At 67.0% G+C, this 20,694-nt stretch carries 19 protein-coding genes and 1 pseudogene; 13 read left to right on the plus strand and 7 right to left on the minus strand.

Annotated features, from left to right (window positions below):
* Positions 1 to 59 precede the first annotated feature (59 nt).
* From AC3WRI_RS10515 to AC3WRI_RS10540, 6 genes are all read right to left on the minus strand, one after another.
* A complete protein-coding gene (locus AC3WRI_RS10515; protein WP_011615058.1) occupies positions 60 to 812 on the minus strand; it encodes an RES family NAD+ phosphorylase in 753 nt (250 codons plus the stop codon).
* Positions 772 to 1,161: an MbcA/ParS/Xre antitoxin family protein gene (locus tag AC3WRI_RS10520; RefSeq protein WP_035815700.1), complete on the minus strand. Its 390-nt coding sequence runs from the start codon at positions 1,159 to 1,161 to the stop codon at positions 772 to 774. Before AC3WRI_RS10520 ends, AC3WRI_RS10515 begins: the two co-directional genes overlap by 41 nt.
* An 89-nt stretch (positions 1,162 to 1,250) precedes the next feature.
* Complete coding sequence (gene boxA, locus AC3WRI_RS10525) at positions 1,251 to 2,501, minus strand: benzoyl-CoA 2,3-epoxidase subunit BoxA (RefSeq protein WP_439671579.1); 1,251 nt, start codon at positions 2,499 to 2,501, stop codon at positions 1,251 to 1,253.
* Between the two features lie 42 nt (positions 2,502 to 2,543).
* Positions 2,544 to 3,968 carry a benzoyl-CoA 2,3-epoxidase subunit BoxB gene (boxB, locus tag AC3WRI_RS10530; protein ID WP_058698887.1) on the minus strand — a complete coding sequence of 475 codons (1,425 nt, stop codon included), beginning with the start codon at positions 3,966 to 3,968 and terminating at the stop codon, positions 2,544 to 2,546.
* Between the two features lie 35 nt (positions 3,969 to 4,003).
* Positions 4,004 to 5,707, minus strand: a complete 1,704-nt coding sequence (gene boxC, locus AC3WRI_RS10535; RefSeq protein WP_492293292.1) for a 2,3-epoxybenzoyl-CoA dihydrolase — start codon at positions 5,705 to 5,707, stop codon at positions 4,004 to 4,006.
* A 107-nt stretch (positions 5,708 to 5,814) separates the two neighbouring features.
* Complete coding sequence (locus AC3WRI_RS10540; RefSeq protein ID WP_439671580.1) at positions 5,815 to 6,771, minus strand: helix-turn-helix transcriptional regulator; 957 nt, start codon at positions 6,769 to 6,771, stop codon at positions 5,815 to 5,817.
* Positions 6,772 to 7,039: 268 nt separating this feature from the next.
* Between AC3WRI_RS10540 and AC3WRI_RS10545 the strand changes: the two genes are divergently transcribed.
* The 13 genes from AC3WRI_RS10545 to AC3WRI_RS10605 all read left to right on the plus strand — a co-directional run bounded on the left by AC3WRI_RS10545 (position 7,040) and on the right by AC3WRI_RS10605 (position 20,362).
* Entirely contained in the window at positions 7,040 to 8,695 is a 1,656-nt protein-coding gene (locus AC3WRI_RS10545) for a benzoate-CoA ligase family protein (protein ID WP_058698890.1), read from the plus strand.
* 35 nt (positions 8,696 to 8,730) lie between these two features.
* The gene (locus AC3WRI_RS10550) at positions 8,731 to 9,567 is read left to right on the plus strand and encodes an alpha/beta fold hydrolase (RefSeq protein ID WP_492293294.1); all 837 of its coding nucleotides are present in this window, start codon (positions 8,731 to 8,733) and stop codon (positions 9,565 to 9,567) included.
* Between the two features lie 120 nt (positions 9,568 to 9,687).
* Positions 9,688 to 10,890: an ABC transporter substrate-binding protein gene (locus tag AC3WRI_RS10555; protein ID WP_011615066.1), complete on the plus strand. Its 1,203-nt coding sequence runs from the start codon at positions 9,688 to 9,690 to the stop codon at positions 10,888 to 10,890.
* Positions 10,891 to 11,087: 197 nt separating this feature from the next.
* Positions 11,088 to 11,954, plus strand: coding sequence for a branched-chain amino acid ABC transporter permease (locus AC3WRI_RS10560; RefSeq protein WP_011615067.1), 867 nt, complete (start codon positions 11,088 to 11,090; stop codon positions 11,952 to 11,954).
* A gap of 1 nt (position 11,955) precedes the next feature.
* Complete coding sequence (locus AC3WRI_RS10565; RefSeq protein WP_011615068.1) at positions 11,956 to 13,053, plus strand: branched-chain amino acid ABC transporter permease; 1,098 nt, start codon at positions 11,956 to 11,958, stop codon at positions 13,051 to 13,053.
* Positions 13,050 to 13,820 carry an ABC transporter ATP-binding protein gene (locus tag AC3WRI_RS10570; protein WP_011615069.1) on the plus strand — a complete coding sequence of 257 codons (771 nt, stop codon included), beginning with the start codon at positions 13,050 to 13,052 and terminating at the stop codon, positions 13,818 to 13,820. Before AC3WRI_RS10565 ends, AC3WRI_RS10570 begins: the two co-directional genes overlap by 4 nt.
* Entirely contained in the window at positions 13,817 to 14,542 is a 726-nt protein-coding gene (locus AC3WRI_RS10575) for an ABC transporter ATP-binding protein (RefSeq protein WP_011615070.1), read from the plus strand. The genes AC3WRI_RS10570 and AC3WRI_RS10575 overlap by 4 nt, the downstream gene beginning before the upstream one ends.
* A gap of 319 nt (positions 14,543 to 14,861) precedes the next feature.
* Positions 14,862 to 16,760 carry a potassium transporter Kup gene (locus AC3WRI_RS10580; protein WP_011615071.1) on the plus strand — a complete coding sequence of 633 codons (1,899 nt, stop codon included), beginning with the start codon at positions 14,862 to 14,864 and terminating at the stop codon, positions 16,758 to 16,760.
* A 280-nt stretch (positions 16,761 to 17,040) separates the two neighbouring features.
* Positions 17,041 to 17,445: a hypothetical protein gene (locus AC3WRI_RS10585; protein WP_011615072.1), complete on the plus strand. Its 405-nt coding sequence runs from the start codon at positions 17,041 to 17,043 to the stop codon at positions 17,443 to 17,445.
* A 211-nt stretch (positions 17,446 to 17,656) separates the two neighbouring features.
* On the plus strand, positions 17,657 to 18,046 hold the full coding sequence (locus AC3WRI_RS10590) for a hypothetical protein (RefSeq protein ID WP_058698896.1): 390 nt from the start codon (positions 17,657 to 17,659) through the stop codon (positions 18,044 to 18,046).
* Between the two features lie 67 nt (positions 18,047 to 18,113).
* Positions 18,114 to 19,250 carry an alpha/beta fold hydrolase gene (locus AC3WRI_RS10595; protein WP_011615074.1) on the plus strand — a complete coding sequence of 379 codons (1,137 nt, stop codon included), beginning with the start codon at positions 18,114 to 18,116 and terminating at the stop codon, positions 19,248 to 19,250.
* A gap of 227 nt (positions 19,251 to 19,477) precedes the next feature.
* Positions 19,478 to 19,918 (plus strand): Hsp20/alpha crystallin family protein, encoded by a 441-nt coding sequence (locus tag AC3WRI_RS10600; protein WP_011615075.1) that lies wholly within the window; start codon positions 19,478 to 19,480, stop codon positions 19,916 to 19,918.
* 15 nt (positions 19,919 to 19,933) lie between these two features.
* Positions 19,934 to 20,362, plus strand: coding sequence for an Hsp20/alpha crystallin family protein (locus AC3WRI_RS10605; RefSeq protein ID WP_492293296.1), 429 nt, complete (start codon positions 19,934 to 19,936; stop codon positions 20,360 to 20,362).
* Positions 20,363 to 20,478: 116 nt separating this feature from the next.
* Here AC3WRI_RS10605 and AC3WRI_RS10610 read toward each other — a convergent pair.
* Positions 20,479 to 20,694, minus strand: a pseudogene (locus AC3WRI_RS10610) (bifunctional UDP-4-keto-pentose/UDP-xylose synthase); the annotation flags it as partial.

Below are 20,694 nucleotides of genomic sequence, written 5' to 3' on the forward strand. Positions count from 1 at the left end.
TCCAGCGGTGCGCATCGCCGCCTGCCATAACGATTAGATCGCCGGCACGGGGCAGAGGTTCAGCCCGTGCCAGTGCTATCGGTTGTGCGCTGCCACAGCGCGGCCTCGAACTCGAAGCTGTCGCGTTGCTGCAGGTCGTCGCGCTGCCAGATCACGCGGTCGCGGCGCACCGTCAGCATCCAGGTGGTGGTGGCCAGCGGCGCCGGGTGGGAGAACGCGTGCGGGGTCAGCACCGCGCCGCAGGGGCCATGCCGGGGATCGCGCACGGAGGTGTAACGGATCATGCCTAGGCCGGCCTCGCGCGCGATGCGGCCGAAGGCCTGGCAGGGCTCGTGGTGGTCGGGATCGGTCCAGATGGCATGGTCCTGGTCGAACGGCGGTGTGTCCAGTGCCACGCCCCAGGTATCGACGCGCACTTCGAACAACGTCTGCGCGCGGGCGTCGATGCGCGGCAGCGCGGGGCTGTCGTTGAGGAAGCGCCAGCGCCAGTAGCCGAGTTCGGCGCAGGCGGTGCGGATCTCGTTGGCGCCGTAGAACACGCCCGGATCCTGGCTGGCGCGAAAGCGCGAGCCCCAGGGCGAGGGCGGATAGCGGAACGGGGTGAACAGCAGGTAGTGCAGATGGCGTGCCTCGGCGGGCACTGCGGGTTTGCCGGCGTCGAGCACGGCTTCCAGCACAGCCTGTTCTTCCAGGCTGTCGACCAGCGGCATGGTGGATACGACGTGCTGGGCCTCCACCGCCCGCCACAGCGTGAGCGCGAACTGCCTGCGCTCAGATGCGACCGCGGGTGGCGTCCAGGTAGTGAACGACACGGACCAGACCTTCCGTTGTGCGGATCATTTCAAGGGGCTTGCCGCCCAGCGCCAGGTTTTCATTGGTCAGCCATAGCCGGGCCTGGTCGCCGTGGCCCAGGATGGCATCGAGCGATCGGAACAGGCGCACGAACAGCACGCCGAATTCCCACTCCTTGCGGTGCGCATCGAGCACATAGCCGCCAGATGCCATGCGCGATACCGATGCCGTGCTGATGCCCAGCACGCTTGCCACCACGGCCTGGCTGATGCCGAGGAAGCCGGCGGCGCGCATCACCGCCTTGGTCAGCGTGGTGCCGGGGTCGGGGCCGCCGGCGGGATCGGTTTCCGGAATCCGCCTGGATTGCATCGCCATAACTCCTGTTTCTTCAGAAATATTATAGGCGATGCCTTTCAGAAGGGAAGCGATTGCTGAAAAACCAGCAAACTACGGCGGCGTCAGTAGGTCTCGATATGAAGCCGGCCCTCCGCCTTCATTGCGGCCTCGATCTCGGGCCACGCGTGCCCGGAGCCGGCGCACACCGCTTCGAATGCCTCGAGCACGCCTGCCTCCATGCCCTTCAGTCCGCAGATATAGATATGGCCGTTGGGATCGGCCAGCAGCGCGGCGACGCTGTCAGCGGCTTCGCGGATCGCGTCCTGCACGTAGCGGCGCGGCGCGGCGGGATCGCGCGAGAAGGCGAAATGGATGTCGAGGAAATCCTTGGGCAGCTTCAGCAGCGGGCCGAAGTAGGGCAGTTCGTTGGCGTTGCGCGCACCGAAGAACAGCTGCCGGCGCCCGCCGAAGTGCGCCATGTTGCGGCGCATGCGCTCGGTCATGGCGCGCATCGGGGCTGAGCCCGTGCCGGTGCAGATCATCATGATGCTGGCCTCGGCATGGTTGGGCATCAGGAAGGTCGATCCGAACGGGCCCACCACGTGTACGCTGTCGCCCTTGGCCAGGTCGCACAGGTAGTTGGACGCGACGCCCCGCACCGGCTTGCCATCGTGGTCCTGGTCGACCCGTTTGACGGTCAGCGCCAGGTTGTTGTAGCCCGGGCGCTCGCCGTCGCGCGGGCTGGCCACCGAGTACATGCGAATGTAGTGCGGCTTGCCCGACGCATCCGTGCCGGGCGGCACGATGCCGATCGACTGGCCTTCCAGGATCGGGAAGAAGTGCGTGCCGAAATCCAGCACGATATGGTGGATGTCGCTGGATGCGTCTTCTGCGGTCAGCCGGTAGTTGCCGGCCACGGTCGCCGTGACCGGCGCGCGCACGCCATGCAGGTTCACATAGGGATGGGCCGCCGACCACGGCGCACGCGGCGAGGTGTGGCGGCTGGTTTCCACGGACTGGATGGCGGCGTCGGGTGCGGCGCCGCTTGCCGTGCCGGTGCCGAGGGTTGCCTGCGGCGCCTCGCCCAGGTCGGCCAGTTCCGGCAGCGGCACCTCGGCCGGCAACTCGTCCCACAGCAGTTGCGCCTCGATCGGGTAGGCCTGGCCGCGCAGCATGGTGCGCCAGTTGTCGATGGCTCCGGTCGGACAGGGCGACAGGCAGGCGTTGCAGCCGTTGCACACGTCCGCCCTGACCACGTAGTTGCGGTCGTCGTGGGTGATGGCATCGATCGGACAGGTGTCCTCGCAGGTATTGCAGCGGATGCAGATTTCCGGATCGATCAGGTGCTGCTTGATGATGTCGGGGGCGCCCATGGCGTGTCTCCGGTGGCTCCTGGCCTGTCCTGTGCTTCTGGTTCAGTTGAAACGCACGTACTCGAAATCCATCGGCTGGCGGTTGATGCCCACCGCCGGAGGCGCGATCCAGTTGGCGTACTTGCCGGGCTCCACCACGCGGCCCATCAGCGAGGCAACAAAGGCGCGGTCTTCGTCGGTGGCCAGCCACTTGCGTTCGTTAGCCTGCCATTCCGCTTCGGAAATCAGCTGGCCCTCGGGCGAGACATGCACATTGGCCAGCGTGCCGATCTTGCGGTTGAAGGCCTTGTGCGGCACGGTCAGGCGGAATGCGATGCCGGCCTTTTCGATGACCTTGTTCCAGCGCGCCACGCCGCCCAAGCTGTCCTTGATGTAGTCGTCGCGCAGCACTTCATTGAGCGCATTGAGCATCGGCACCTCGCGCTCGCCCAGGTGCCCGTCGCGCACTTCCAGCACGCGGTAGACATCGCTCTTGAGCACGTGGTCGTCGGCGCGCTTGCCTTCCTCGAAGCGGCCCTTCAGGCCGGCGCTGTAGAAGGTGGCGGCGTTGGACGACTGGTCGGCGCCGAACAGGTCGATGGTGACGCTGTAGTGGAAGTTCAGGTAGCGCTGGATGGTCTCCAGGTCGATCACCCCGGCGGCGCGCACTTCGGCGGGGTCTTCGATGCCGCGTTCGCGCATCACCTCGCAGGTGCGCTGGAGCACGCGCGACACGCCCGATTCACCCACGAACATGTGGTGCGCTTCCTCGGTCAGCATGAAGCGCGTGGTGCGCGCCAGCGGATCGAAGCCGGATTCGGCCAGCGCGCACAGCTGGAACTTGCCGTCGCGGTCGGTGAAGTAGGTGAACATGAAGAACGCCAGCCAGTCCGGCGTGCGCTCGTTGAAGGCGCCGAGGATGCGCGGGTTGTCCTGGTCGCCGGAGCGGCGCTCCAGCAGCGCCTCGGCTTCCTCGCGGCCGTCGCGGCCGAAATAGCGGTGCAGCAGGTACACCATCGCCCACAGGTGGCGGCCTTCCTCCACATTGACCTGGAACAGGTTACGCAGGTCGTACAGGCTCGGCGCGGTCAGGCCCAGGTGGCGCTGCTGCTCGACCGAGGCGGGCTCGGTGTCGCCCTGCGTCACGATGATGCGGCGCAGGTTGGCGCGGTGCTCGCCCGGCACGTCTTGCCAGGCGGCTTCGCCCTTGTGCTCGCCGAAGTGGATCCTGCGCTCGGGGTCGGCCGGCTGCAGGAAGATGCCCCAGCGGTAGTCCGGCATCTTGACGTGGTCGAAGTGCGCCCAGCCCGACGGATCGACCGACACCGCGGTGCGCAGGTAGACATCGAAGTTGTGCGAGCCGTCCGGCCCCATGTCGCGCCACCAGTCGAGGAACGCCGGTTGCCAGTGTTCCAGCGCGCGCTGCAGCGCACGGTCGTCGGACAGGTTGACGTTGTTGGGGATCTTCTGGCTGTAGTCGATGCTCACGTGCTGTCTCCTTGTTGTCTGGCGCGGGGCGGGCGCTACACCCGGTCCCAGTCGAAGCGTGCCTTGTTGCCGCTGCCGAAGACCTTCAGCGCGCCGTTCTCGCCGACGGCGTTGGGGCGCTGGAAGATCCAGTTCTGCCACGCGGTCAGGCGGCCGAAGATGCGCGTTTCCATGGTCTCGGCGCCGCCGAAGCGCAAATTGGCTTCCATCCCGGTCAGTGCATCCGGCGACAGGCTGGCGCGTTCTTCCAGGGCGATGCGGATTTCGTCCTCCCAGTCGATATCGTCGGGCGCGGCGGTGATCAGCCCGAGCGAATCGGCGCTGAGCGCATCCAGCGGCGCACCGATGTGCTCGCGCACCGCCGTGAGCGCGGCCTCGTCGCCATAGAAGCGCGCCGCCAGCCGGGTTTGCCCGTTGGGCATGGGATAGTGGCCGAAGTTGAGCGCGGAGACGAACACGCGCGGTGCGTCGTCCGGAGCGTCGGGCAGGTGCAGCATATAGCTGCGGTCGGCGGCCAGCGCCAGTTCCAGCAGCGTGCCGGCAAAGCAGGAATCGGCTTCGATCAGCGCGATCAGGCTGCGCGACGATACATCCAGCCGCGCCAGCGTGCGGCGCAGCATGCCGATGGTCTCGCGCACGAACCAGTGGCCGGCATGCGCCTGCAGCAGCGCATCGGCGGCCAGCACCGCGGCCGCGTCGCCATCGGTCTTGAGCACCCAGATGCCGATATCCAGGTGGTTGGCGCGCAGCGTCAGGATGGCGTCGTCAAGCTCGCGCGCCATCTTCAGCGGCCACCATTGCGCGCCGGCCGCGACCACGCCGGCGAGATCCGCGGGCTGGTGCTTGTCGGGCCCGAATACGGTCAGCGTGGCCTTGCGCGTCGCGGCATCGACATGCACGCGCACGGTCTCGTAGCGGTAGCCGTCGGGCTCGATGGTGCGCGACAGCGGTGTCAGCGTGATGCCGTGGTGGCCCTGCGGCCGGTCACTGGTGGCCGCCAGCGCCGCCGCGCGCTCGGCGATATGCTCGGCAAAGCGTGCCGGCTTGACCACTTCGTCAACCAGCTTCCAGTCCTTGGCGCGCTGGCCGCGCACGCCTTCCGTGGTGGTGCAGAAGATATCCGCGTGGTCGCGGCGCACGTGGCGCTTGTCGGTCACGCGGGTCAGGCCGCCGGTGCCGGGCAGCACGCCCAGCAGCGGCACCTCGGGCAGGCTTACCGCGGACGAGCGGTCATCGACCAGCACGATCTCGTCGCACGCCAGCGCCAGTTCATAGCCGCCGCCGGCGGTGGTGCCGTTGCAGGCGGCAATGAACTTCAGCCCTGAGTGCCGGCTGGCATCCTCGATGGCATTGCGGGTCTCGTTGGTGAACTTGCAGAAGTTGACCTTCCACGCATGCGACGACAGCCCCAGCATGAAGATATTGGCGCCCGAGCAGAAGATGCGGTCGCGCGCGCTGGTCAGCACCACGGTGCGCACTTCGGGGTGCTCGAAGCGGATGCGCTGGAGCGCGTCGTGCAGTTCGATATCGACGCCAAGGTCGTAGGAATTGAGTTTCAGCGCGTAGCCGGGGCGCAGTCCGCCTTCCTCGTCGACGTCCATCGCCAGCGTGGCGACGGGGCCGTCGAAACTCAGTTTCCAGTGGCGGTACTGGTCGGGATGACGCTCGAAGGTGATGGGTGCGTCTGACGGGGCGGCTGACTGGTCAGGACGCAGTGGGGCGGTTGCCGGCGCGGACATGGCTGTCTCCTGAGTGCACTATAGTGCCTTGCGGCTTTTGATGAAATATAGTGCATGGAGACGGCTGGCGCAATGTCTTTGTCACCCGCGCGCGGCCGGCGGGGTAGTCACGCGCCGGCGGCCTGGAGCTGGGCGCGCAATTGTTGCAGCGAGGCGGCGGCGTCCTGGCCGCTGGTGTCGATCGAGATATCGGCGCGGTCATAGAGCGGCGCGCGAGCCTGCAGGATGCGGCGCAGGTCGGCCATGGCCTCGCGGTTGCCTTCCATCGGCCGCATGTCGCCCTGGGCCACCACGCGCGCCATGTGTTCCTCCGGCGAGGTGCGCACCCAGATGGTGTAGCACTGCGACAGCAGCAGGTTGAAGGTGGCGGGTTCAGAGACCAGGCTGCCCGGCGTGGCCAGCACCAGGCGGTCGTGCTCGCGCAGGGTGCGTTCCAGCGCGCGCATTTCGTAGCGGCGGTAGGCCGCCTGGCCGTAGAGCGAATGGATTTCCGACAGGCTGGCGCCGGCCTCCTGCTCGATCACGGTGTTCAGTTCGACAAAGGGCACGTCCCTGGCCGCTGCCAGCGCGCGGCCCAGGGTCGACTTGCCGGCGCCGCGCAGGCCGATCAGCGCGATGCGGCGGTGGCGCGCATCGCCGGACTCTGCGGGGGCCAGTGCATGGCGGCAGGCTTCACGCACGCGCGCCAGGTCGCCCGCGGGCAACTGCGCCAGCCATTGCACCATCTGCGCAAACTCGGTGGCCTGCTCGCCGTTCAGGCCGTCCACTTCGGCCAGCACCACCGGCAGCGGCACGTCGAGCGCGCGCGCCACCTGGCGCAGCAGCAGCACCGACGCATTGCCGGTGCCGGTTTCCAGGTTGGCCAGGTAGCGCTCGGACACGCCGGCGCCGCGCGCCAGGTCCTTGCGCGACATGCCGCGCGAGGCCCGCAGCGAACGGATGCGCTCGCCCAGCAGCGTCAGGTAGGGGTCGCGCTCGGCGTTGGCGGCTGCGGGCGCATCCCCGGCGGGGCGCGTGTCGGCTTCGGTCTCGTTGGCGGGCAGCGGGGCGGGATCGCGGCGCATGGTGGTGGTTTCGGGTTGACCGGCAGAAAAAGCAAGGGCGCATTATACGAGCAGCCTTGGTGAGCCAAGTGGCGCGGCAGGCAGTCGCTTCGATAAAGCCTGTCCTATAGTGCATCCCCTCGCTTGCATAATAGTTGATATGAAATAAAATGCATCAACAAGCGGATGCCGGCATGCACGTTGGCGGACATCGGCAAGCAGAACAGCGACTGGACTGACGCTGGCGCGGCGCCCATGGCCCGCGGCGCGACCCCAAGGAGTGGAGACAATGACGCCCCCCAATACCGCCGCCGGCATGCCAGCGGCAGCATCGCCCGTGCCGCCGGCTGTTCCACCCGCTACCGATGCCGTGGCGGCACTGCCCACCTGCTACAACGCCGCCGAGGACCTGCTGTCGCGCAATCTCGCGGCCGGGCGCGGGGCCAGGACAGCCTACATCGACGACACCGCCTCGCTGACTTACGCCGAGCTCGATGCCCGTGCCCGCCGCTTTGCCGGCGCGCTGCGCGACGCGGGCTTGCGCCAGGAAGAGCGGCTGCTGCTGTGCGCGCTCGATACCATTGATTTCCCCACGGTATTTCTCGGCTGCCTGCTGGCGGGCGTGGTGCCGGTGGCGGTCAATACCCTGCTGACCGCGGACGATTACGCCTACATGCTTGGCCACAGCGGCGCGCGCGCCGTGGTGGTGTCGGAGCCGCTGCTGCCGGTGATGAAGGCCGCCATCGACAAGAGCGGGCTGGCGCCGATGGTGATCCAGGCGGCGCCGCATGCCGACGGCGCGCCGGCGTGCAGCGTGGGCGCGATGCTGGCGCGCACGCGTTCTCCCGCGCAGACCGTGCGCAGCGGCCCGGACGACATGGCGTTCTGGCTGTATTCGTCGGGCTCGACCGGACGGCCCAAGGGCACCGTGCACACGCATGGCAACCTGTTCCATACGGCTGACCTGTATGCCCGCCAGGTGCTGGGCATCCGCGAGGACGACGTAGTGTTCTCGGCCGCCAAGCTGTTCTTTGCCTACGGGCTGGGCAATGCGCTGACCTTTCCGATGTCGGTCGGCGCCACCACCGTGCTGATGGCCGAACGGCCCACGCCGGCGGCCGTGTTCAGGCGGCTGCGCGAGCAGCGGCCCACGGTGTTCTGCGGCGTGCCCACGCTGTTTGCGGGCATGCTGGCGGCGCCTGAGCTGCCGCCGCGCGCCGAGGTGGCGTTGCGCGTATGCACCTCTGCCGGCGAGGCCCTGCCGCGCGATATCGGCGAACGCTTCCTGGCGCATTTCGGCTGCGACATCCTGGATGGCATCGGCTCCACCGAGATGCTGCATATCTTCCTGTCGAACCGGCCGGGCGAGGTGCGCTACGGCACCACCGGCAAGCCGGTGCCAGGCTACGCGCTGAAGCTGCTGGACGAGCGCGGCGAGCCGTGCGCGCCCGGCGAGATCGGCGACCTCTATATCAAGGGCCCCAGTGCCGCACTGATGTACTGGTGCAACCGCGACAAGAGCCGCGATACCTTTGTCGGGGAGTGGACGCGCAGCGGCGACAAGTACCTGTGCGATGCCGATGGCTACTACACCTATGCCGGCCGCAGCGACGACATGCTCAAGGTCGGCGGCATCTACGTGTCGCCGTTCGAGGTCGAGGCCGCGCTGGCGCAGCACCCGGCCGTGCTGGAGGCGGCGGTGATCGGCGTCACGGATGCCGACGAACTGGTCAAGCCCAAGGCCTTTGTCGTGCTCCGGCCCGGCCAGCAATGGCATGACGGCATGGCGGCGGAACTGCAGGCCTTTATCAAGTCGCGCCTCGCGCCGTACAAGTACCCGCGCCAGATCGAATGCGTGCCCGAACTGCCCAAGACCGCGACCGGCAAGATCCAGCGCTTCCGCCTGCGCCAGCGCGAGCAGGCCGCGCGGGAGGCGGCGCAATGAAGCGCCCGTAACCGCCGGATATCCCTTCTGAACCGATGCAAGACAACAACGTGCCCATGCAAAGCAGCCTGGTGGAAATTCCCTTCGACAACCGCCGTATCCGGATCGAGTACCAGTGGCTGCGGCCTGAACGCGCGCGGCGCCCGCTGGTGGTGTTCCTGCATGAGGGGCTGGGCTCGGTCAGCATGTGGCGCGATTTTCCGCGCGAATTTTGCGAAGCCGGCGACTATCGCGGCCTGGTGTTCTCGCGCTATGGCTACGGACGTTCGACGCCGCGGCCGCACGAGGAAAAATGGCGTCCCGACTTCATGCATCGCCAGGCACGCGAGGCGATGCCCGCATTGTTCGACGCGCTCGACATCGGTCCCGGCCGCGCGCATGGCATGCCCTGGCTGCTGGGCCACAGCGACGGCGGCTCGATCGCGCTGATCCACGCCGCCAGCTTTCCGCAGGCGGTTGCCGGCATCATTGTGCTGGCGCCGCATATCGTGGTGGAAGATCTGTCGGTGCGCAGCATCGCGGGCACGCGCCAGGCTTACCTGGAAACCGACTTGCGCCAGCGGCTGGCGCGCCATCATGACGACGTCGATTCGGCCTTCTGGGGCTGGAACAATATCTGGCTCGACCCCGAATTCCGTCAGTGGGACCTGCGTCCGCTGCTGTCCGGGCTGCGCTGCCCGGTACTGGCGGTGCAGGGCGAGGACGACGAATACGGCACCATGGCGCAGATCGAGGGTATCCATCGATATGCCCCCCAGACCACCTTGCTTAAACTCGCGCGATGTGGACATTCGCCACATCGCGACCAAAAAGATCCGTTGACGTTGGCCGCGGTTCGGCATATAAACGCATATACTTCAAACCTAAAATAATTCGGCTTCCCGCCTGTTGCGAAGGGTCCTCACGGTGCATGCGCCGGCGCGGGACACGGCAAGGGCAGGGGTGACCGGCAACGGTCCAGCGAGCCACCGGCTTGACCACCAGGAGACACCATGCGTCGCTTCACCTCGCGCAGGCTTGCGCCTGCCTGCCTTGCCGTCGCCACCGTCTTTGCCATGGCCGGCGCGTCCGCGCAGCCGGCGGCCCCCGCACCCGCTGCGCCGGGGGGCAAGATCAAGGTCGGCTTCATGCTGCCGTACACCGGCACCTACGCGGCCCTGGGTACGGCCATCGAAAACGGCTTCCGCATGTACGTGCAGCAGCAGGGCGGCAAGCTCGGCGGACGCGACATCGAGTACTTCAAGGTCGACGATGAATCCGATCCGGCCAAGGCGCCGGAGAACGCCACCAAGCTGGTCAAGCGCGACCAGGTCGACGTGGTGGTCGGCACGGTGCATTCGGGCGTGCAGATGGGCATCGTCAAGGTGGCCAAGGAGAACAACACGCTGCTGATCATTCCTAATGCCGGCGTGGACGAGGCCACCGGTCCGCTGTGCGGCCCCAATATCTTCCGCACTTCGTTCTCGAACTGGCAGCCGGGTTACGCCATGGGCCAGGTGCTGGGCGAGCGCGGCCTGAAGAAGGTGGTGACGCTGACCTGGAAGTACGCCGCAGGCGAACAGTCGGTAAAGGGCTTCAAGGAGGCGTTCGAGGCCAAGGGCGGCAAGGTGGTGAAGGAACTGAACCTGCCGTTCCCCAATGTCGAGTTCCAGGCGCTGATCACCGAAGTGGCGTCGCTCAAGCCTGACGCCGTGTTCGTGTTCTTTGCCGGCGGCGGCGCGGTCAAGTTCGTCAAGGACTGGGCGGCGGCCGGGCTCAAGGACAAGATCCCGCTGTACGGCTCGGGCTTCCTGACCGACGGCACGCTCGAAGCACAGGGCACTGCCGCGCAGGGCCTGGAAACCACGCTGCATTACGCCGATGGCCTGACCAACCCGCGCGACAAGAATTTCCGCCTGGACTACGCCAAGACCTACAAGCTGCAGCCCGACGTGTACGCAGTGCAGGGCTACGATGCCGCCCAGCTGCTGGCGGCCGGCGCCACGGCGGTGAAGGGCGACATGACGCGCAAGGCCGACCTGTACAAGGCCATGGGCGCCGCCAGGATCGACAGCCCGCGCGGCGCCTTCACGCTGTCCAAGGCGCATAACCCGGTGCAGGACTTCTACCTGCGCAAGGTCGACGGACGCGAGAACAAGGTCAGCTCGGTGGCGGTGAAGGCGCTGGCTGATCCTGCGCGCGGTTGCCGGCTGTAAGGCCATCCCGGCCAGTCGGTTTGCTCCCCTCTCCCGCCTGCGGGAGAGGGCGGGGGAGAGGGCAGGAGTCCCCACGAAGTGAAGGCCTTCGCATCCCGCAAGCCCGGCCCTCTCCCCAACCCCTCACCCGCGCGCGGGAGAGGGGGGCCTGCCACCGGCATGTGTGGCGCTGTAGGTAATTTGATGCATTACCCCGCATGGATATCGTCTCCTTCCTGATCCAGTGCCTGAACAGTGTCCAGTACGGCCTGCTGCTGTTCCTGGTGGCCAGCGGCCTGACGCTGATCTTCGGCATCATGGGCGTGATCAATCTCGCCCACGGCAGCTTCTACATGCTGGGCGCCTACCTGGCCTTCACGCTTGCCGGCCTGACCGGCAACCTGTTTATCGCCATCCCGCTCGGCATCGTGCTGGCGGTGGCATTCGGCTACGTGCTGGAATGGGCCTTCTTCAGCTACCTGTATGAACGCGACCACCTGCAGCAGGTGCTGATGACCTACGGGCTGATCCTGGTGTTCGAGGAGTTGCGCAGCATCCTGGTCGGCGATGACGTGCACGGCGTGCAGGTGCCTGCGCTGCTGGACGGCGCGTTGGCGATCGGCAACGACATGACTTATCCGGTGTACCGCCTCTTTATCTCCGCGGTATGCCTGGTGGTGGCGCTGGCGATGTACTACGTGATCCGGCGCACCCGGCTGGGCATGATGATCCGCGCCGGCGCCACCAACCGCGAGATGGTGCAGTCGCTGGGCATCAACATCACGGTGCTGTACCGCTTCGTGTTCGCGCTGGGCGTGGCGCTGGCGGTGCTGGCCGGCATGATCGCCGCGCCGGTGTCGTCGGTCTATCCGGGCATGGGGGCGCAGGTGCTGATCGTCTGCTTCGTGGTGGTGGTGATCGGCGGCATCGGCTCGGTCAAGGGCGCGCTGGTGGCGTCGCTGCTGCTGGGCTTCGTCGATACCTTCGGCAAGGTGTTCTGGCAGGAGGCGGCCGGCGTGTTGATCTACCTGCTGATGGCGGTGATCCTGCTGTGGAAGCCGCAGGGACTGTTCAAGGCAGGATGACATGACTCCGACGACATTGCCGGCGCGCCGGCACTCCTCGCGCAACGCCACGCTGGCCACCGGGCTGGGCTGGCTGGCGGCGTTCGCGGTGCTGGCGGCACTGCCGCTGCTGCTGACCGCGGACAGCAACAAGTTCTACATCGAGCTGCTCAGCAAGGTGATGATCATGGCGATCTTCGCGCTGTCGCTGCAGCTGCTGATCGGCTACACCGGGCTGGTCAGCCTGGGCCATGCCGCGTACTTCGCCATGGCGGCGTATGCCACCGCAATCCTGGCGCCGCAGGCCGGCCCGGGCAACGGCTGGCTGCTGCTGGCTGGTGCGCTGACGGCATCGGCGCTGCTGGCGCTGGTGGTGGGGGCGCTGGTGCTGCGCACCCGCGGCGTGTATTTCATCATGGTGACGCTGGCGTTCGCGCAGATGGTGTATTTCGTCTTCCACGACACCAACATCGCGGGCGGCAGCGATGGCACCTATATCTACTTCCGGCCGGAATTCCCGGTGCCCGGCGAGCACCTGCTGACGGTCAACGATCCCACGCATTTCTACTGGCTGGTATGGCTCGGGCTGGTGCTGACGGTGGCGGTGCTGGCGCTGGTGCTGCGCTCGCGCTTCGGGCACGCGCTGGTCGGCATCCGCCACAACGAACAGCGCATGCGCGCGGCGGGCTATGCCACTTACCGCTACCAGCTTGGCGCCTTTGTCGCGGGCGGGATGCTGGCGGGACTGGCTGGGTTTCTGTATGCGATCCAGTTTGGCTTCGTCAATCCGGAGATCGCGTCGTGGCACCAGTCCGGCAACGCCATGCTGATGGTGATCCTGGGCGGCGTGGGCAGCCTGGCCGGCGCGGTGCTGGGCGCGTTCTCGTTCGTGCTGCTGGCCGAGTGGTTCAGTACGCTGACCAAGCACTGGCAGCTGCTGATGGGCGGCTTCATCATCGTCGCGGTGGCGCTGCTGCCGCGCGGGCTGGTCAGCCTGCCGTCGGTGTTGCGGCACGGCCGCCGCGGGCGCCGCAATGGCGATGCCGGCACCGGCACGGATGAGGCCGCGGTCACTGCGGACAGCCGCAGCGAAGGACGCCGCAATACGGAGGCCGCATGATATCGCAAGGAACGCCGATCCTGCAGGCGCAGCAACTGACCCGGCGCTTCGGCGGCCTGACCGCCGTGGCGGGCGTCGACCTGTCGCTGTCACTGCATGAGATCCATGCCGTGATCGGCACCAACGGCGCGGGCAAGTCCACGCTGATCAATATGTTGTCCGGCGAATTGGCGCCGTCGTCCGGCCGCCTGCACCTGAAGGGCGAGGACGTGACCGGCTGGTCGCAGCCGCGGCTGGCGCGCCATGGGGTGGGGCGCAGCTACCAGCGCAACAATATCTTCCTGCCGCTGACGGTGCGCGAAAACTGCCGGCTGGCCGCGCAATCGCGCGCGCAGCGGGCGTGGCGGCTGTGGGAAAGCGCCCAGGGCTGCCGCACCAGCGCCACGCTGGCCGACGAGGCGCTGGAGCGGGCCGGCCTGGCGCCGCTGGCGGACCGGCTTGCCAGCGACCTGGCCCATGGCCAGAAGCGGCAGCTGGAGGTGGCAATGTGCCTGGCCACGCAGCCGGTCGCGCTGCTGCTGGACGAGCCGCTGGCCGGCATGGGCGCGGAAGAGTCGGCGCGGATGCTGGCGCTGCTGCGCGGCCTGCGCGAGGGCCACGCCATCCTGCTGGTCGAGCATGACATGGACGCGGTGTTCTCGGTTGCCGACCGCATCACCGTGATGGTCAACGGCGCCGTGATTGCCACGGGCAGCCCCGAGGCGATCCGGACCAACCACGAGGTCCAGGTCGCCTACCTGGGCGAGGAAGAGAGCGAGGCCGCATGAACGCACCGATCAATTCACCGATGATCGAGGCCACCGGCATCAACGCCTGGTATGGCTCAAGCCACGTGCTGCGCGACGTCGACTTTACCGTGGGCGTGGGCGAAACGGTCGGGCTGCTGGGCCGCAACGGCATGGGCAAGAGCACGCTGCTGCGCACGCTGCTGGGACATGTGCGCCAGCGCCAGGGGCAGATCCGCGTGGCCGGCCGCGACGTCTCGCGCGCGCAGCCGTTCGAGGTGGCGCGCCTGGGCGTGGCCTACGTGCCGGAGGGCCGCGGCATCTTCCCCAGCCTGTCGGTGCGCGAAAACCTGCTGATGGCCGCGCGCAAGGGCTGCAGTGGCCGCAACGACTGGGACGAGGCGCGCGTGCTCGACCTGTTCCCGCGGCTCAAGGAACGCCTGTCCCATGGCGGCCAGCAGCTGTCCGGCGGCGAACAGCAGATGCTGTCCATCGGCCGCGCGCTGATGACCAATCCCGACTGCCTGGTGCTGGACGAGGCCACCGAAGGGCTGGCCCCGCGCATCGTGCGCGAGATCTGGGAGGTCATCGCCACCGTGCGTGGCACTGGCATCGCCTCGGTTGTGGTCGACCGCAATTTCCGCTCGGTGCTGGCGCATGCCGACCGTGCCGTGGTGCTGGAGAAGGGCCGGGTGGTGATGGCCGGCCCCGCGTCGGACCTTGCCGGCAAGCCCGAAGCCCTGGACCGCTACCTGGGCGTTTGAGATGAAAAGCGCCGCATAAGGCGCTCATGTTGTCCTGCCGCAACGCCGCTTGCGGGCGCAAGGACACTCTGTTTTGCTCTTCCAGGGCTTGACCATCCGCCGCTTCCCTCCCATCCTTGCGAAGTCACGAAAGCGGCATCCCTGTTTGCCGCAGTGGTCGATAGTCGACAGTTCATCTAGAATTGCGCGCGTTTGTGCAATGCAATAAGAACCGCAAGCAGAACCGGAAACGGGCGCAGCAAGCTGTTGCGCTGGATGGGACCGGGCCGCGGCAGAGCCAACAAACCTGCCGGCGACCTGGTCGAGCAGACCCAATTTCATGACCCAGTCCACAACCAGCCATTATTTTGTCGAGAGCCCGAGCACGCGCGCCCTGGTGCTCGGCGCGGTAGGCGTCGTCTTCGGCGACATCGGCACCAGCCCGCTGTATGCCCTCAAGGAGTGCTTCAGCAAGGAGCACGGCATCATGTTCAGCCCGGAGGCCGTGCTGGGCGTCATCTCGATGCTGTTCTGGGCCATGATCATCGTGGTCTCGATCAAGTACGTGGTCTTCGTGATGCGGGCCGACAACGACGGCGAAGGCGGCGTGCTGGCGCTGATGGCGCTGGTGCTGCGCACCGTGGCGCCACGCTCGGGCAGGGCCAGGGTGCTGATGATGCTGGGCATCTTCGGCGCCTGCATGTTCTACGGCGACGCGGTCATCACGCCGGCAATCTCGGTGCTGTCGGCGGTGGAAGGGCTGGAGATCGCCGCGCCGCAGCTGTCGCAGTTCGTGATACCGATCACGCTGATGATCCTGGCGGCGCTGTTCCTGATCCAGCGCCATGGCACTGCGACCATGGGCAAGCTGTTCGGGCCGATCATGACCGCCTGGTTCCTGGCGCTGGGGGGGTTGGGGATTCTCCACCTGGTGCAGGCGCCGGAGATCCTGAAGGCGATCAACCCGTACTACGCCATCACCTTCCTGGTGGAGCACGCGCTGCAGGCCTTTATCGTGCTGGGCTCGGTATTCCTGGTGCTGACCGGTGCCGAGGCGCTGTACGTCGATATGGGCCACTTCGGCGCGCGCCCGATCCGCATCGGCTGGTTTGTGCTGGTGATGCCCTGCCTGATGCTGAACTACTTCGGCCAGGGCGCGATGCTGCTGCACAACCCGGCCGGCGCCGAGAACCCGTTCTACCTGATGGTGCCTGATCTGCTGCAGATCCCGATGGTGCTGCTGGCCACCTGCGCCACCGTGATCGCCTCGCAGGCGGTGATCTCCGGCGCGTTTTCGCTGACCAGCCAGGCGATCCAGCTGGGCTTCCTGCCGCGCATGCGCGTGCGCTACACCTCGGCCGCAGAGATCGGCCAGATCTACCTGCCGGTGATCAACTGGCTGCTGCTGGTGCTGGTGATCGGCGTGGTGATCTCGTTCAAGAAGTCAGAGAACCTGGCCGCTGCCTACGGCATCGCCGTGACCACCACCATGGTCATCACCACCATCCTGGCCGCGGTGTGCATGCGCAGCGTCTGGAAGTGGAACCCCGCGCTGGTTGCCGTGGTCGGGCTGGCCTTCATCGTGGTGGACCTGTCGTTCTTTGCCGCCAACCTGCTCAAGGTTGCCGAAGGCGGCTGGTTCCCGTTGCTGCTGGGCAGCGCCGCGTTCTTCCTGCTGATGACCTGGTACAGCGGCCGCAAGCTGCTGCGCGCGCGCAGCCTGGAAGACGGCATCCCGCTCGAGCCCTTTATCGCCGGGCTGCTGGCGCATCCGCCGCACCGGGTTGAGGGCACCGCGGTGTTCCTGACCGGCAATACCGAGTCCGTGCCGGTGTCGCTGCTGCATAACCTGAAGCACAACCGCGTGCTGCATGAGCGCGTGGTGTTCCTGACCTTCGTCACGCGCGACATCCCCTACGTTGACGACGACCATCGCCTGAGCTGCAAGGACGTTGGCGGCGGCGTCTTTATCCTGAAGTCCGAATACGGCTTCAAGGAAACGCCCGATGTGCAGAGGGTGCTGGACCTGGCCGACCGCAAGCTTGGCATGCACTTCGAGCTGATGGAGACCTCATTCTTCATCGCGCGCGAATCGGTGATTCCGTCCAAGCTGCCGGGCATGCCGATGTGGCGCGAGAGCCTGTTCGCCTGGATGCACCAGAACGGCGCCAAGCCGTCGGACTTCTTCCAGATCCCGGCCAACCGGGTGGTGGAGCTGGGCACCAAGGTCGAGATCTGAACGCGCGGGCCCCGGCGCCCGCTCCCGTCGAGCCTCAGCGACCCCCGGACACGCCGCCAGGCGATCCGGGGGTTTTGCTTTTGCCCGGCTTGCGCCGCCTGCCTGCCATGCGCCACCCGCAGCCCGTCCCTCGGGGCGCTTGTCCCGGGAAGTCGCGCATTGCTGACGCTGACCCGGGACACCGGCCTCATGCGTACGCACCGCCCCTCGCCACACAATGCAACCCTCAGCTTGTCACTGACCGCCTTCATGGCGGTCCCTTCCAGAAGGAGCCTGTGCCATGTGCGCGTTGCAGCAGTGGTCTCGCCAGTCCAGCCGGCATGCCGACGGTACCCGTCGCATCCGTCGACTGCAACGGGCGTTGCCGCCGTGGCTGCCATCGCTGCTGCCGGCGCTCCTGCTGCTCTACGTCCTCTGTCATTCACATGCGAACTGGGAATCGTGCCTCGCCTCACTGCGTGAGCTGAATCACGATCACGGCACGCCGGCGCGCGAGCTGGGACGCGCGTTGTCGCTGGCGCGCTCCCTGCGCGGACGCCAGGCAACGGATCCGGTTGCCTGGCACGCCGCGGTGCTGCTGGCCGCCGACCGCGGGTCGGCGTGCCTGGCGGCACTCGGGCACAGTCCGGCGCGGCTGCTGCCGTCGCTGGCACCGCTGTTCGCGATGCTCGCATGGCTGCACTGAGGCACGGCGGCCGCTTCCCCGCATCCGCATACCACTGATACAGGAGTCAGGCGCTGCGCCGCAGCCCCATGATGGGATGGCAGCGGCTTGCGCCAGGCAACGGCTGGCACGGTCGAGGCGATCCCGTGCGGCCCGTGCCGTTTCGTAGCCGATCGCCTGCATGAGGAGTGCCGTCGCGGCAATGCCGCCGGCATCCCTGTTGGAGATAGCAATGCATAAGAATCTTGCCAAGACCCTGCTTGCCACTGCCGCACTCGCCGCCGGCTTCAGTCATGCCGCCCATGCGGGTGCCTATGGCGAAGCACTGGCCGCTGCCGCGCCGCGCCACAACGCGCAGCGCGACGCCTTCACGGAGGGCGCGCGCAGTCCTGCCGCCGAGGCCGCGATGCGGCCCGTGGTGGCGCGCGGCAGCATGTCAGTGTGCGTGGTCCGTGGCTTTGATCCGAACCGGGATGCGATGCGCAAGCCTGATCCTTACATGGATGGCGCGCGCATGGGACGCTTTGATACCTTTACCGAGGGGGCGCGAACCAGTTCCCGCGATGGTTTCAGCGACGGCGCGCGCAGCGATGCACGCGGCAGCGGGGAATGCCTGTCCTGAGCGATCGACGGCGCTTTTGCGCCGCCCATCCTTTGCCTAAGCTAGGGAAGTCACGCGGTGCGCCCGCATGGCGGCCGCGGCCCGCGGCTGCCGGCCGGCCGTCCCAGTGCCGCGCGGCCCCGACATGCCGATGTTCAAGCAGCAGCTCCGCCTGTGCACCAGCCGTGATGGCGTTCGCCTTGCGTACGCCATCACGGGCTGCGGTGCACCGCTGGTCAAGGCGGCCAACTGGATGAGCCACCTGGAGTTCGACGTGGGCAGCCCGGTGTGGAGCCACATGATCACGGCGCTGTCCGCCACGCATACGCTGATCCGCTATGACGAACGCGGCTGCGGGCTCTCTGACCGGGAGATCGAGGACCTGTCCTTCGATGCCTGGCTGCGCGACCTGGAGACCATCGTCGACGCCACCGGGGTCAACCATTTTCCGCTGCTCGGTATCTCGCAGGGCGCATCGATTGCCGTCGCCTACGCGGTCGCGCATCCCGAACGTGTCAGCCACCTGGTGCTGCACGGCGGTTACGCGCGCGGGCGCCTGAAGCGCGACAACCTGAGCCAGCGCCTGCTGGAAGAGGCCGAGCTGATGAACAAGCTCGCCGAGCTTGGCTGGGGCCAGGAGAATCCGGCCTTCCGCCAGTTCTTTACCACCCAGTTCATCCCCGGCGGCACGGCCGAGCAGCATGCATGGTTCAACGAGCTTGAGCGGGTCTCTACCTCGCCGCTGAATGCCGCACGCTTCATGCGCGTCTTCAATGAGATCGACGTGGTGAAGCTGCTGCCGCGGGTATCGTGCCCGACACTGGTGCTGCACGCGGTGCGCGATGCGCGTGTGCCGTTCGACGAAGGACGCCTGATCGCCAGCGAGATTCCCGGCGCGCGCTTCGTGCCGCTGGAAAGCGGCAATCACCTGTTGCTGGAAACCGAGCCCGCATGGCTGCGCTGGCTGGACGAGGTGCGCGCCTTCCTGCCGGCCACGGAACCGGTGCGAGATCCCGCCTTCAGTGCACTGACCCGGCGCGAGCGCGATATCGTCGAACTGATCGCGCAGGGCCGCGACAACGCCCAGATCGCCGCGCACCTGGACCTGTGCGAGAAGACCGTGCGCAACCACATCACCAGCATCTTCGCCAAGCTGGAAGTGGAAAACCGCGCGCAGGCGATCGTGCTGGCGCGCAAGGCCGGCTTCGACCGCGCTGGCGCCTGAAATCCCGGACCGATGGCTGTGACGCGGCCGATACCTGCCAGCGTCCGATTTTCCCGCTATCCGCCCCCCTTGAAATCCGCGCGGGACAGCACTAATTATGGATTGCCCAGTCGTCGCGGCGACGCGGCACTGCGTGTTTTCCGTTGGTTTGCAGCGGCCTGGCAGGAGACCAGGTGCACTACATCAGGGTCCTGCGCCTCCCCGCTGCATAGAAGGAGGATCTAACCATGAGTGACTTCTTTTTCGGGACCGACCCGTTCAGTGAATTCGACCGGATGCAACGGCAGATGGCGAATCTCTTCGGCGGGTTTCCAACCAGCCTGCGCTCCGGGCGTTTCGGGGGGTTCCCTCCGCTGAATATCGGCACGACCGATGACTCGATCGAGATCGTGGTATTCGCACCCGGCATCAAGACGGACCAGCTCGAGGTATCGATCGACAAGGGCCTGCTGACCATCAGCGGCGAGCGTGCCCAGGTGCAGCCGGAAGGCGCAGCCGAGGTGCGGCCCTATGCGCAGGAGCGCTTCTTCGGCAGCTTCCGCCGCGTGATCGAATTGCCGCAGTCGGCTGATCCCGACAAGGTGCAGGCACGCTATACCAACGGCTGCCTGTCGATCAGCGTAGGCAAGCGCGAAGCGTCGCGTCCGCGCGCGATCACCGTCAGCTAACGTGAGGAGAAAGCCATGAGCGATTCGAACCAGGTCGTCCAGCGCGACCAGAACACAAGCGGCCAGGGTGACCAGGGCGGCGCTGTCGCGCAACGCCGCGCGGAAACCCAGGCCATGACGCTGGTGCCCGCGGTCGATATCTACGAGACTCCCGCCGGGGTCACGCTTTGGGCGGATTTGCCCGGCGTGCCGCGCGAGAACCTCGAGGTCAACGTGCACGACAGCAGCCTGCGCATCGAAGGCGAAGCCGTCGTGCCGACGCCCGCGAGCCTGCGCGTGCAGCTTGCCGAGATTCGGCAGCCTCGCTATGCGCGTACGTTTACGCTCAGCCCGGATCTCGACGCTTCGCGTATCGAAGCCAACCTGCAGGACGGCGTGCTGAAGCTTACGATCCCGCGCAGGGAAGAAGCGAGGCCGCGGCGGATCGAGGTGTCGGCCGGCTGAGGCTGCGCGCGTGCCTGGTGCTTGGGCACGCTGCGTGAGTGCTCCCTCTCCCGCTTGCGGGAGAGGGAGCACTCACGGTCAGGCAAGTGCCTCGGGCCTGCGACACGTGTCGAAACTCATCCCTGGTTCACCAACGTCCTTGCCTCCGTCACGTGCGTGCGATACGCCTCGAAGATCCGCCGCAGCGACGCCTCCATCCCTATCCTCGGTTCCCACCCCAGCTCGTCGACGGTGTTGCCGATCTTCGGCACGCGGTGCTGCACGTCCTGGTAGCCCTTGCCGTAGAAGTCGCCCGAGGAGGTCTCGATGATCTGCGTCTTGCGCGCTTCCTC

This window comes from Cupriavidus sp. FW305-27 (assembly GCF_058787995.1).